At 59.6% G+C, this 13195-nt stretch carries 12 protein-coding genes; 11 read left to right on the top strand and 1 reads right to left on the bottom strand.

Annotated elements, in window-relative coordinates; translation table 11 throughout:
- The first annotated feature begins 302 nt into the window (after positions 1-302).
- From ACVDG9_RS15615 to metH, 9 genes are all read left to right on the top strand, one after another.
- Entirely contained in the window at positions 303-869 is a 567-nt protein-coding gene (locus tag ACVDG9_RS15615) for a hypothetical protein (RefSeq protein ID WP_447238413.1), read from the top strand.
- Positions 870-1050: 181 nt separating this feature from the next.
- A complete protein-coding gene (locus ACVDG9_RS15610) occupies positions 1051-1926 on the top strand; it encodes a glycosyltransferase family 17 protein (protein WP_447238412.1) in 876 nt (291 codons plus the stop codon).
- A gap of 467 nt (positions 1927-2393) precedes the next feature.
- Positions 2394-3167: an amino acid ABC transporter substrate-binding protein gene (locus tag ACVDG9_RS15605; protein WP_447238411.1), complete on the top strand. Its 774-nt coding sequence runs from the start codon at positions 2394-2396 to the stop codon at positions 3165-3167.
- A 99-nt stretch (positions 3168-3266) separates the two neighbouring features.
- Entirely contained in the window at positions 3267-3947 is a 681-nt protein-coding gene (locus ACVDG9_RS15600) for an amino acid ABC transporter permease (RefSeq protein WP_031269252.1), read from the top strand.
- Positions 3944-4699 (top strand): amino acid ABC transporter ATP-binding protein, encoded by a 756-nt coding sequence (locus ACVDG9_RS15595; RefSeq protein ID WP_447238410.1) that lies wholly within the window; start codon positions 3944-3946, stop codon positions 4697-4699. Before ACVDG9_RS15600 ends, ACVDG9_RS15595 begins: the two co-directional genes overlap by 4 nt.
- A 312-nt stretch (positions 4700-5011) precedes the next feature.
- Positions 5012-6022 carry an ArsR/SmtB family transcription factor gene (locus tag ACVDG9_RS15590; protein WP_031269253.1) on the top strand — a complete coding sequence of 337 codons (1011 nt, stop codon included), beginning with the start codon at positions 5012-5014 and terminating at the stop codon, positions 6020-6022.
- A 1-nt stretch (position 6023) separates the two neighbouring features.
- Positions 6024-6938 (top strand): methylenetetrahydrofolate reductase [NAD(P)H], encoded by a 915-nt coding sequence (metF, locus tag ACVDG9_RS15585; protein WP_023000909.1) that lies wholly within the window; start codon positions 6024-6026, stop codon positions 6936-6938.
- A 184-nt stretch (positions 6939-7122) separates the two neighbouring features.
- On the top strand, positions 7123-7407 hold the full coding sequence (locus tag ACVDG9_RS15580) for a hypothetical protein (RefSeq protein WP_077292563.1): 285 nt from the start codon (positions 7123-7125) through the stop codon (positions 7405-7407).
- Between the two features lie 77 nt (positions 7408-7484).
- Complete coding sequence (metH, locus tag ACVDG9_RS15575; protein ID WP_447238409.1) at positions 7485-11213, top strand: methionine synthase; 3729 nt, start codon at positions 7485-7487, stop codon at positions 11211-11213.
- 519 nt (positions 11214-11732) lie between these two features.
- Here metH and ACVDG9_RS15570 read toward each other — a convergent pair.
- Positions 11733-12422 carry an ArsR/SmtB family transcription factor gene (locus ACVDG9_RS15570; protein WP_075283257.1) on the bottom strand — a complete coding sequence of 230 codons (690 nt, stop codon included), beginning with the start codon at positions 12420-12422 and terminating at the stop codon, positions 11733-11735.
- A gap of 93 nt (positions 12423-12515) precedes the next feature.
- Between ACVDG9_RS15570 and ACVDG9_RS15565 the strand changes: the two genes are divergently transcribed.
- Both ACVDG9_RS15565 and ACVDG9_RS15560 read left to right on the top strand, forming a co-directional pair.
- Positions 12516-12848, top strand: a complete 333-nt coding sequence (locus ACVDG9_RS15565) for an NIPSNAP family protein (RefSeq protein ID WP_055656646.1) — start codon at positions 12516-12518, stop codon at positions 12846-12848.
- Positions 12845-13189, top strand: a complete 345-nt coding sequence (locus tag ACVDG9_RS15560) for an antibiotic biosynthesis monooxygenase family protein (RefSeq protein ID WP_447238408.1) — start codon at positions 12845-12847, stop codon at positions 13187-13189. The genes ACVDG9_RS15565 and ACVDG9_RS15560 overlap by 4 nt, the downstream gene beginning before the upstream one ends.
- The last annotated feature ends 6 nt before the right edge of the window (positions 13190-13195 follow it).

The raw sequence follows: 13195 nt of genomic DNA, 5'->3' as shown, positions 1-13195 counted from the left end.
TTTAAGCGGCTTCCCTTGGCGGAAGCAAGCAAGCTTTCTGTGTATGGAGTGGCTATTGAAACCTGGATGAATGCAGCGGCTCTTTTTCTTTCGGTACGCCTGTTGGAAACGACCAAAAGACGGAAGCATACCTGCCGAACGCACTCTGCCGGTTAGAACAGGCTTCACTTGCCCGCCTAGCATGAGATTTTGAGCATTTCGCCTTGTCCCTTGCGTTCCGCAGGACAGAATCTGACACTTGCGGCGAGACCGCCATAATGGTGTGCTTCACCTTTCGGATCGCAAATGTGAAGGGGGAGACTATGCTGAAACCAATGTTTCTGGGAACTGCGCTTGCGGTTGCCCTGTCATGCCAGGCCATTGCGGGACCTTTGCAGGACAAGGCGGCTGAAGTGGAGGCCGCGCTTGATGCCGGCAAGGGCGGGGAAGCCATCTCTTTGATGCGCGAGGCGCTTTTCGACGTTTGGTCGAAAGCCACCATTTCCATTCCAACCGCCTTGTTCGTGATGGCCCCCGCCGACGGCTTCGGCATCTATAAACCCCGGGCAGATGCAGCTTTCGGAGCGGACGAGCCGCTGCGCATCTACCTGGAGCCGGTTGGCTTCGACTGGAAACAGCAGGATGGCCTTTTCACATCTCTTCTGACCGTCGACTTCGACCTCGCGTCGCCCGATGGCAAGGTGCTGGCTGGGCAAAAGGGCTTTGGCCGGTTCGACTTCAAGAGCCACGTGCCCAATACCGAATACATGGCCAACCTGACCCTGAATGTCAGCGGGGCCCCGGCGGGCGACTATGTACTGGAACTCACCGTCAACGATGAATTCAGCGGCAATTCCGCGAAAGTCCGGATGCCCTTTTCAATCAAGTAGGTGCATCGGCAACGGGGTTAGAGGCGGTCTCTTCGCTTTTGTGCGCCAGGTCCGTGGACCTCTTGACTGAAATCCGATATCGGTCCCGGCAGGCACCAGGAAGAGGCTTGCCATGACTTGAGCTGCCATCCGGCAGCCGGGATGCGCCACCCTTCGCTGATCGAGGAAACCGGGCCCAAGCATGAAGCTCTACGACTGTTTTGTCTTCCATAACGAATTCGACCTTCTGGAAATCCGTCTTCGGGAGATGGGGAACCATGTCGACAAGTTTGTCCTGGTGGAAGCGAACCAGACGCAACGCGGTGGTCCCAAGCCGTTCTACTTTGCGGAAAATCGCGAACGGTTTGCGCCCTGGGCCGACAAGATCATCGATCTTCAGGTCGAGTTTCCCGATGAATTGCCACCGGCGCTCGGCGTCTACAAGAACCGCCGGAAGGCGGACTGGGAACGCGAGAACTATCAGCGCAATTGCATTGCACGGGGACTGGACGCCTGCGCGTCGGACGACGTCATCCTTCTGTCGGATGTCGACGAGATCGTGCGGGCGGATGTTCTGAAGAAGGTGCTGGACGAGAAACTCTACAAGGGGCGGCTGCTGGTGTTCGAACAGAGCCTGCACAAACACCATCTCGACCGGATCGTTCCCGGCAAGACCTGGCTTCTGGGGTCGCGGATGATTGAAAGGAAGTACCTGACCACGCCGCAGCAACTGCGACGGACAAAGGCCCGGATGACAAAAAAGTCCTACGTGCCGGGTTTTGTCGCCCAACCGCTTCTCAGGATCCGCAACAACAACCTGTCGGGCATCAGCCGCCCGGTGAATATCCTGCCCGATGCAGGCTGGCATTTTTCATCCATGGGCGGCGTGGAAGCCTTCCGAACCAAACTGGCATCTGTCGTCCATGGCCAGACGGTCGATACCAGCGATATCGAAAGGCTCTACGCGAAAGAGCTTGTCGGCACCGAGATCATCCCGCGCGAAGGACTGCCGGGCTGTGTGCACGAGGGGCGCTTCGATCACATGCTGGATCAAGGTGCTGTGCCCGCCGAAAGCTGACGAGTTCCGCCGAATTCGGTCTTTGGTAATCGGAAACCTGATCCGTTCGGGAGGGCACGCTCGATGATCGCAGCCATGTGACTAATCCGATCGAGCTTCTACACGATGCGGGCTGGATGCTTCCTCGCCCAAGTAGACGGCGTCTTCTTCTTGTGGGAAATATTCACATGAAGCCGATTTGGAGCCTGACCTGGAGAACGTATCCATGAACCTTCCGCCGCTTTAGCGACTGACGGCACCCATAGGAGCGGTCACGGGAACAGTTTCAGTGGCGGACAGTTGCCGCCAGGATACTTCCAAAGAGGGGGGGGCGAGGCTGCGACCGGTGTTGTGTCGTGTGCTGCCGATCCGCAATATGAGAGCAAAATATTCTCCCTCTTTCTGCATTTTTGCTCTTTCTTCTCCTGCAATCGCTTCCACATTCCGGCACTAAGGCCACTCACTCATCATGCCGGAAAGGAATTGATATGAGCTGGTTCAAAGCGATTGCCGCGGCCGCAGTGCTGCAGGTACTTACCCTTTCTCCCTCGCAGGCGGGTGACAACCTCGATGCGATCAAATCGGCAGGTGTCCTGAAGATCGGCACCGAAGGCACCTACGCGCCTTTCACCTTCCACGACGGGGAAGGCAAACTGGTCGGTTTCGATGTCGAAATCGGCGAGGCCGTTGCCGAAAAACTTGGCGTCAAGGCCGAGTTCATCGAAGGCAAATGGGACGGATTGATCGCCGGCCTGGACGTCAAGCGCTACGACGTGGTCATCAATCAGGTCGGCATCACTGACGCCCGCAAGCAGAAATACGATTTCTCCGACCCCTACATCGCCTCCAAGGCAGTGCTGATCGTTCGCGACAGCAATGACGACATCAATGGCTTCGAAGACCTCACCGGCAAAAAGGCGGCTCAGTCCTTGACCAGCAATTTCGGCAAGCTGGCGGAAGAAGCCGGAGCGGAACTGGTCGGCACCGACGGGTTCGACCAGTCAATCCAGCTGGTGCTGACACGCCGCGCTGATGCGACCATCAACGACAGCCTGTCCTATCTGGACTTCAAGAAGCAGAAACCGGATGCACCGGTGAAGGTTGTCGCCGAGAAGGCAAATGCCGACTATTCCGGCATTCTGGTGCGCAAGGGGGATCCGGAACTGGTTGCCGCCCTGAATTCAGCACTGGCCGACATCAAGGCGGATGGTGCCTACCAGGCGATTTCCGACAAGTACTTTGGTCAGGACGTGTCCAACTGACATGATGAAGGCCGGTCCATGCAGATCTAGACCGGCCCTTCTCACCTAAACGAAAAGCGCCGGGCGTTCGCGCCGGGCGCGTTTTTTTGGAGCTTTATCGTGCCTCACTGGCTTCAGTTGATGATCGATTCCCTGCCGACGCTTCTGTGGGCTGGGGTCAAATTCACCATTCCGCTCACGCTGTTGTCCTTCGCACTGGGGCTCAGTCTTGGTCTGACCACGGCTGTCACACGCCTGTTCGCGCCGCTGCCGCTGGTGCTGGTCGCGCGCTTTTATGTCTGGGTCTTCCGGGGAACGCCGCTGCTGGTACAGCTCTTCGTGATCTTTTACGGCCTGCCCAGTATCGGTATCTTGCTGGATGCATTTCCAGCCGCCCTGATCGGCTTTACGCTCAATGTCGGTGCCTATTCGTCGGAGATCATCCGGGCTGCCATTTCCTCCGTGCCGAAGGGACAGTGGGAAGCCGCGTTTTCCACCGGGATGACATGGCGCCAGGCGATGATGCGCACGATCCTGCCGCAAGCCGGGCGCGTGGCGGTGCCGCCGCTGTCGAACACTTTCATTTCGCTGGTCAAGGATACGTCTCTGGCCGCTGCCATCACGGTGCCGGAGCTGTTCCAGTCGGCGCAGCGCATTGTTGCCACCACATATGAACCGCTGATCCTCTACATCGAGGCTGCCCTGATCTATCTTGCCATGAGTTCCGTGCTTGCCTGGCTGCAGGAGCGGCTGGAAGTCCGGTTTGCGCGATATGGCGGCATGCTGGAGACCTCAAGATGATCGAGCTTTCCAATATCAAGAAAAAGTTCGGTGACGCGCTTATCCTCGACGATATCTCGCTGCGTTTTCCCGAAGGCAGCGTAACGGCGCTTGTCGGCCCGTCGGGCGGCGGCAAGAGCACTTTGCTGCGCTGTATCAATCTGCTGGAGATACCGACCTCCGGCAGCGTTCAGGTCGGTGAACACAAGATCACGTTCAAGCCGAGCGTTTCAGTGTCGCAGGCATCGGTTCAGAAGATCCGCTGCGAGACGGGCATGGTGTTCCAGAACTTTCAGCTCTTTCCGCACAGGACAGTGATCGAAAATGTGATGGAAGGCCTGCTGGTGGTTCAGAAATGGCCCCGTGAAAAGGCCCGGCAGCGGGCATTGGATCTGCTCGAAAAGGTCGGCATGTCGCACAAGACCGACGCCTGGCCGGCCAACCTTTCCGGCGGTCAGCAGCAGCGTGTTGCGATTGCCCGTGCTCTTGCACCTTCGCCCAAGGTGCTTCTATGCGACGAGCCGACTTCCGCGCTCGATCCGGAACTGGCCGGTGAGGTGGTCGACGTACTCGGTCAGCTTGCCCGGGAAGGGACCACCATGGTGATGGCGACACACGACCTGCGACTGGCATCGCAGATCGCAAATCATGTCGTCTTTCTGGAGGCCGGGCAGGTGGTGGAAACCGGAGACGCGGACGCGATCTTCCGTCATCCCGAGCGCGAGCGCACCCGCCGGTTTGTCTCCTCCATCAACGCCGCACAGACGCTCTAGGTCAGCGCTCCCGCATTGCTCAGATGCGGGAAGTGGTGCAATTCGGCGTGTCACGCGAGGGCTGGGCTATTGCCCTTGCCCGGGCTCAAGACCGCGTAAGGCAGCTCACCTGACCTGAAGTGGCTCGTTCCATTTGTGCTGATGGCCCCGCTTAGTGGATGCGAGGTGGTGCGCAGGTCGGCTCTCGTTTTTCTCCTGCGGGCGTAATTTCGACGAATACGGACCAATCAGTGTCGTATTTGTTTTGATCTCTTGCATGGCGCTTCGATTTCATATAAAGATATCTTTATATCGACATTGATGGCGAAGCGCATGACCGAAGAACAGACCCTGTCCGTTGACGATACCCTGGCCGCCCTGAGGGCTGTCGGCGAGGCGACGCGCCTGAGGCTGATTGCGCTTCTGGCGGAAAGCGAGCTGACGGTGAAGGATGCCACGGCGATCCTCGGACAGAGCCAGCCGCGCATCTCCCGTCATCTGAAGCTGCTTGCCGAAGCGGATCTCATTCAGCGGTTCCCGGAAGGGGCCTGGGTCTACTACCGGTTGGCGGATGGTCCTGAAGGCCAGCTTGCACGCGATCTTGTTGCCCGCATTTCCCTGGAAGACCCGGTGCTGGCGGCGGACCAGGAACGGTTCCGGGCGATCCGCAAGGCCAAGGCGGACGAGGCGGCTGCATATTTTGCAGCCCGCGCGCTCACCTGGGACCGGGAGCGTTCGCTGCATGTTTCCGAAGACGATGTCGAGAAGGCGATGCGCAAGGCACTGGGCGACAAGCCGTTCCAGTCGTTCCTCGACCTTGGCACCGGCACCGGCCGGTTGCTGGAAGTGTTTGCAGACCAGTATGCGACGGCACTCGGTGTCGATGCCTCGCATGACATGCTTGCCGTTGCCCGCGCGAACCTTGCCAAGGCCGGGCTTTCAAACGCCCAGGTACGCCACGGCGATGTTTACGCACTGAATGTGCCGCCGCGGTCCTTCGATGTCGTGGCGATCCACCAGGTGCTGCACTTCCTTGAGGAACCGGCAAGGGCGCTCAACGAGGCTGCTCGTGCGCTGCGTCCCGGTGGCCGCCTGTTGATCATCGATTTTGCTCCGCATCAGCTGGAGTTCCTGCGCGAAAAACACGCGCATCGTCGCCTGGGCTTTGCCCATGACCAGATGGAGCGCTGGCTTGAAGCGCTCGAACTGGACCTGGAACAGGTCACCGATCTTGTTCCGGGAGACGGCAACGACACCAACCTTACCGTAACCCTTTGGCTTGCGCGTGACCGCCGAATTGTCACCGACCTGCCTGCCCGAGACACGTCCCGAGAGGTCGCCTAACATGACAACCTGTTCCAACCGCCGGTCTCACCAGGCCGCACCTTCGCCAATCACGGCTTCGTTCGAATTTTTCCCGCCGAAGTCCGACAAGATGGCGGAGACGCTGTGGCAGACGGTTCAGCGGCTGGCGCCGCTCAGCCCGTCCTTTGTTTCCGTGACCTATGGTGCAGGCGGTTCCACCCGCGAGCGTACGCATCGCACTGTCGAGCGGATCCTGAAGGAAACCGACCTTGCACCGGCGGCACACCTGACCTGTGTCGGTGCGGCGCGCAGCGAAATCGATGCGATCGTCAAGGACTACTGGGATCTGGGCGTGCGTCATCTGGTGGCGCTGCGCGGTGACCCGCTCGACGGCATCGGCTCGCGTTACGTGCCGCATCCGGAGGGCTATGCCTATGCGACCGACCTGGTTGAAGGCGTCAAGAAGATCGCCAATTTCGATATTTCCGTCTCCGGCTATCCGGAAAGGCATCCGGAAAGCGGCAATTGGCAGAAAGAGATCGACAATCTGAAGCGCAAGGTCGACGCCGGTGCGGACCGGATCATTACCCAGTACTTCTTCGACAATGACCTGTTCGATGATTACCTGGACCGGATTGCGGCCGCCGGCATCAATATTCCGGTGATCCCGGGCATTCTGCCGATCCACAATTTCGAACAGACGATGGTGTTCTCCGCCAAGTGCGGCACCTCCATTCCGCAGTGGCTGGCTCGGCGTTTTGCCGGCCTGACCAACGATCCGGAAACCCGGAAGCTGGTTGGCGTTTCGGTTGCCTGCGAACAGGTGATGGACCTGGTCGACCGCGGCATCAACGACTTCCATTTCTACACCATGAACCGGGCCGACCTGACCTTTGCCATCTGCCACATGCTTGGCATGGGGCAGCCGGAAACCAAGGAAACCCTGGCGGCCTGAGGGAGGCGAGGCGGCCGGGCCAGGCGCAGAAACGAGCCAGTTGTTTTGGATTTAGAGCGGATGCCCCCTCTTGGCCCCTTACCCTTACCTGGGTGGGGCAGGGTTGGGGGTATCGGCGCAGCCGGGACACGCTGCTGTCTTTCAGGACAGGAACGGCCGGAAACCAAGCGGGAAGCGGAGCGAGATGATCAAGTTAAGCACTGCCGATGCCATTGAATCGACCGCCTATGCGGTGTTGCGCGAGAAGGGCTTCGAGCTTCATGTCGTCGACATGGGCGCGGACAACAATCGTCTGATCGTCGCCACCGACAAGGACCACGAGTTCCGCGGGCATTCGGCCCTCGAAATTCTCGGGCTTCTGGCCGTTTATGAGGCGCGCGGCGAAGACTGGCACCCGACCGAAGACGACGTTCACAGCCGCACCAAGTTCTGGGACGCCTCCTACAACGATACCGACCGGGACAGCTGACACGCTGTCCGGTTGCAAAGTTAAATCACGCCGGCTTCCGCCGGCCAAACCAACAGAAATTTCCGGAAGGAAACCCCGTGATCAAGTCAGACGCCTTCGAGCGCCTCCGTGACCTCGCCAAGACCCGTATTCTCGTCCTTGACGGTGCCATGGGCACGGAAATCCAGCTTCTGAAACTGGATGAAGCGGCCTACCGCGGTGAGCGCTTCAAGGACTGGCCGAGCGACATCAAGGGCAACAACGATCTGCTGAGCCTGACCCAGCCGGACGCGATCCGGAAGATCCATGTCGATTATCTGGAAGCCGGTGCCGACATCGTCGAGACCAACACCTTTTCCTCCACGACGATCGCCCAGGCCGACTACGGCATGGAAGAGCTGGCCTATGAGCTGAACTTCGAAAGCGCGAAACTCGCGCGTGAAGCCTGCGACAAGGTCACGGCACAGGATCCGTCCCGGCCGCGTTTCGTCGCCGGGGCGCTTGGCCCGACCAACCGGACAGCGTCGATCTCCCCGGATGTGAACAATCCGGGCTACCGTGCTGTTTCCTTTGATGATCTGCGCATTGCCTATGCCGAAGCTACCCGAGGTCTCATAGCGGGTGGTGCCGATATCATCCTGGTGGAGACCATCTTCGACACGCTGAACGCCAAGGCGGCGCTGTTTGCCATTGACGAGGTCTTCGAAGAAACCGGCAAGATCCTGCCGGTGATGATTTCCGGTACGATCACCGATCTTTCGGGCCGGACGCTTTCCGGACAGACACCGGAAGCCTTCTGGAACTCCGTCCGTCACACCAGCCCGCTGACCATCGGTCTCAACTGCGCACTTGGCGCCAAGGAAATGCGCGCACATGTGGACGAGCTCGGCCGCGTCGCCGACACGCTTGTGTGCGCCTATCCGAACGCCGGCCTGCCGAACGAATTCGGTGAATATGACGAGAGCCCGGAACATATGGCCGGCCTGATCGAGGAATTCGCCTCGGCGGGTCTCGTCAACGTTGTCGGCGGCTGCTGTGGTACCACGCCTGCGCATATCAAGGCGATTGCGGACGCCGTTGCGGACAAGAAACCGCGCGAGATCCCGGACATCGACATTCACATGCGTCTGTCGGGCCTGGAGCCGTTCGTGGTGACGAAGGAGACCAACTTCGTCAACGTGGGCGAACGGACCAACGTGACCGGCTCGGCCAGGTTCCGCAAGCTGATCAAGGAAGGGGACTACCCAACCGCGCTCGAAGTTGCCCGTCAGCAGGTCGAAAACGGCGCGCAGATCATCGACATCAACATGGACGAAGGCCTGCTCGATTCCGAGGAAGCCATGGTCACCTTCCTGAACCTGGTGGCCGCCGAGCCGGACATCGCCAAGGTTCCGGTGATGATCGACAGTTCCAAGTGGACGGTCATCGAAGCGGGCCTCAAATGCATCCAGGGCAAGGGGGTCGTGAACTCCATCTCGATGAAGGAAGGCGAAGAGGAGTTCATCAAGCACGCGACGCTGGTCCGCCGTTACGGTGCTGCCGTTGTGGTGATGGCGTTTGATGAAAGCGGACAGGCCGACACCTTCGAGCGCAAGACAGAGATCTGCGCGCGCTCCTACAAGATCCTGACCGAAAAGGTCGGCTTCCCGCCCGAAGACATCATTTTCGACCCGAACATCTTTGCCGTCGCGACAGGCATCGAGGAACACAACAACTACGGCGTCGACTTCATCGAGGCGACCGGCTGGATCCGCGAGAACCTGCCGCACGCCCATGTGTCGGGCGGTGTATCGAACCTGTCGTTCTCGTTCCGCGGCAACGAAGCCGTGCGCGAAGCGATGCACTCGGTGTTCCTCTATCATGCCATCAAGCGTGGCATGGACATGGGCATCGTGAATGCCGGTCAGCTTGCGGTCTATAATGATCTCGATCGCGAACTACGCGAGCTTTGCGAGGACGTTGTCCTCAATCGGCGACAGGACAGCACCGACCGGTTGCTGGAAGCGGCCGAGCGCTGGAAAGGCGAGGGCGGCAAGAAAAAGGAAGCCGATCTCACCTGGCGCACCTGGGGTGTTGCCAAGCGCCTGGAACACGCGCTCGTTCACGGCATTGCCGATTACGTGGAAGAAGACACCGAAGAAGCCCGCCAGGCCTTCGACCGGCCGCTGCACGTGATCGAAGGCCCGCTGATGGACGGTATGAACGTCGTCGGCGATCTCTTCGGATCCGGGCAGATGTTCCTGCCGCAGGTGGTCAAGTCTGCCCGCGTCATGAAGAAGGCGGTCGCCTATCTGATGCCGTTCATGGAAAAGGAAAAGGAAGAGCTTGGCCAGACAGGTCATTCTTCCGCCGGCAAGATCCTGATGGCGACGGTCAAGGGCGATGTGCATGACATCGGCAAGAACATTGTCGGCGTCGTGCTCCAGTGCAACAACTTCGAGGTGATTGATCTCGGCGTCATGGTGCCGGCAGCGAAGATCCTCGATACCGCGCGTCAGGAAAAGGTCGACATGATCGGGCTGTCCGGCCTGATCACCCCGTCGCTGGACGAAATGTGCCACGTTGCCGCCGAGCTGGAACGTGAAGGGCTTGATGTGCCGCTGCTGATCGGCGGGGCGACCACGTCCAAGATCCATACAGCGGTGAAGATCCACCCGAACTATGCCCGCGGCCAGGCAATCTATGTCACCGATGCGGGCCGGGCTGTCGGTGTTGCCTCCAAGCTGATGAGCGAAGGTGGCCGCGCGCCTTACTATGCCGATGTGCGTGCCGAATATGCCGATATTGCCGAAAAGCATGCAGCAGGCCGGGGCTCTCAGCAGCGCACGTCGCTGAAAGCTGCGCGGGACAATGCCTTCAAGGCCGACTTTAAGGGCAAACAGCCGGTTGCGCCGAAGAAGCCAGGCACGACTGTCTATGACGATTTCCCGCTGGAGGAACTGGTGCCGTTCATCGACTGGACGCCGTTCTTCTCCACCTGGGAGATCAAGGGCCGTTATCCGGCGGTGCTGACCGACAATCGCTACGGCCCGGCGGCCAAGGCGCTTTTCGACGATGCCCGGCGGATGCTCGATGAAATCGTTGAAAAGAAGCTGCTGACGGCACGTGGTGTTGCAAGCCTGTGGCCGGCCAATGCGGTTGGTGACGATGTGCGTGTCTTCACCGATGAAAGCCGGAGCGAAACGCTGGCGACCTTCCACACGCTGCGCCAGCAGATGAGCCGGACTGCAGGTGGCCGCGCCAATATCGCCCTCAGCGATTTCGTTGCGCCCGAGGCCAGCGGCATTGCCGACTGGATTGGCGGATTTGCCGTTACCTCGGGTCATGGCGAGGACGAGCTGGCGGCGCGTTACGCCAGGGAGTCGGACGACTACAACAAGATCCTCTCCCAGGCCCTGGCAGACCGGCTGGCGGAAGCCTTTGCCGAGAAGCTGCACCAGATCGTACGCAAGGACATTTGGGGCTACGCCGCCGCCGAAGACCTGTCCATCGACGATATCATCTCGGAAAAATATCAGGGCATTCGTCCGGCACCGGGCTACCCGGCCCAGCCGGACCATACGGAAAAGGATACCCTGTTCCGGCTGCTCGATGCGGAACGCCTGACAGGCATCCAGCTGACAGAGAGCAGGGCCATGTTGCCGGGGTCTTCCGTTTCCGGGCTCTATTTCGGTCATGCCGACAGCCATTATTTCGGTGTCGGCAAGATCGAGAAGGACCAGGTGGAGGACTACGCCGCACGCAAAGGTTGGGATCTGGCCTACGCGGAACGCTGGCTGGCTCCGATTCTTAACTACGATCCGGCCCGGATGGTCGCTGCCGAGTAGGGTCCGCACCACCAGAACCGACTGGAAACAGATGGCCTCCCGCGTGTCGCACGCGGGAGGCCATTTATTTTCTCCAATGAATTAAATGACGTAAGGAAAATAACACAAATTTTTGAGAATATGCACACTGTGCACTCTTGTAATGTGCACGCAGTGCGCTAACATATGCTCTATCAGGTGAGCGCCGATAAAGGTTCTGCGCACACCAAAGGAGAAAAAAACATGACTGTGCAAATCGCTAGAATTTTGCTGGTTCAGCATCGCCAGGATTACAACCGGGATCGCCTTGCGTGGTTGCCGGCGCGGCTTTATCGCTCCTGGCGTGAAGCCCTTCCGAAGGTTCAGGAGACAATCCGGTCTCTTTGAGCTGGGCCCACCCCGAAATTGGCCCCAAGAAACAAGAACAAGATCACTGGGCGCCTCGTTTGCCCCTGGCGTCTGCCCACTTCCTTACAAAGCCCGGCTTCGGCCGGGTTTTTTGTTGATCTGTGGATGAGCAGAAAGGGGCAGGGGTGTTGCTCAGGGTACCGGAAACAGTTTCTTCAGTTCCGCTTCACCTTTCGGCGAAATATGAACGATGCGTCCCGCCGGTTCGCGGCGCAGCCAGCCGCTTTCGGTGAAGCGCGTCAGAAGAGCGGCCCCCAGACCTCCTGCCAGATGATTGCGCCTTTCGCTCCAGTCCAGGCAGGCACGGCACATCGGGCGACGGCTTGCTGTGAGGGCATCCAGGTCAATGCCGATGCCTGAGACGAAACCTTCACCATCCGCGGTCAGGGCGAGGCCGCCCTTGTCCGTCGAGACGGCAAGGAACCCGCGCTTCTGCAGGCTGTCGAAAATACGCACCGCCATATCGCCGGCCAGATGGTCGTAGCACACACGGGCGGCCCGCATCTGCGGGTCTCTGGGGCCGGTGCGTGTGCGTAGGTGACCCTTGCGGGCGGCAAGGCCCATTACGGCTTCCAGCACGGCCCCAACTTCCGGGCCCGCGAGCGTGAAATAGCGATGCCGACCCTGCTTGGCCTGGGTCAGCAAGCCGCCTTCCATCAGTTTCTTCAGGTGCGAACTGGCGGTCTGGCCGGTGATGCCGGCTTCGGTTGCCAGTTCCGTCGCCGTCAGGGCCTTGCCGCTTAACAGCGCGCTCAGAATGTTGGCGCGGGCCGGGTCACCCATCAAGGCGCCGATGCGGGCAATGTCCGGTCCATCCTTCATCGGATCTCCTCCATGGTTCGATCTGCGTCGAAGCATTGCAGACATAGACCGTGGCACACAAGCGCAATCGACACAGCCCTGAAGGAGACCTTGGTGATTACCTGTTTCATCCGCTATCACATCGACCCGACGAAGAAAGCCGCCTTTGAGCAATACGCGCGAAACTGGGGGCAGGCGATCCCGCGTTGCGGTGCGGATCTCATCGGCTATTTTGCACCCCACGAAGGCTCGACGACGCTGGCGTACGGTGTTTATTCCATTGAGAACCTTGCGGCATATGAAGCCTACCGGGCGCGGCTTGCCGCGGACCCGTTGGGGCAGGAGAACTATGCTTTTGCCATGAAGGAAAAATTCATCTTGCGGGAAGACCGCACGTTTTTGAAACTGGCCTCTGCACCGCATGGCATGGGAGAGAAACTCAAATGATTGCCGTCATCTTCGAAGTGATCCCGCATGCGGACAAGAAACAGGCTTATCTCGACATGGCTGCCGAGATGAAGCCACTGGTCGAACAGATCGACGGGTTCCTGTCCGTCGAGCGTTTCCAGAGCCTCACCAATCCGGAGAAATTACTGTCGGTCTCCTTCTTTCGGGACGAAGCCGCGCTGAATGAATGGCGGCAGCTCACGCAGCATCGCAAGGCGCAGCGTGTCGGACGGAACAGCTATTTCAAGGACTACCGGTTGCGGGTGGCGCAGGTGCTGCGCGACTATGGCATGGACGAGCGCGACGAGGCTCCCGCCGACAGCCGCGACGTGAACGGTTAAGCCGGC

It is taken from the genome of Roseibium sp. RP-7 (assembly GCF_053005225.1).
This window is presented reverse-complemented; position numbering and strand designations above follow the sequence as displayed.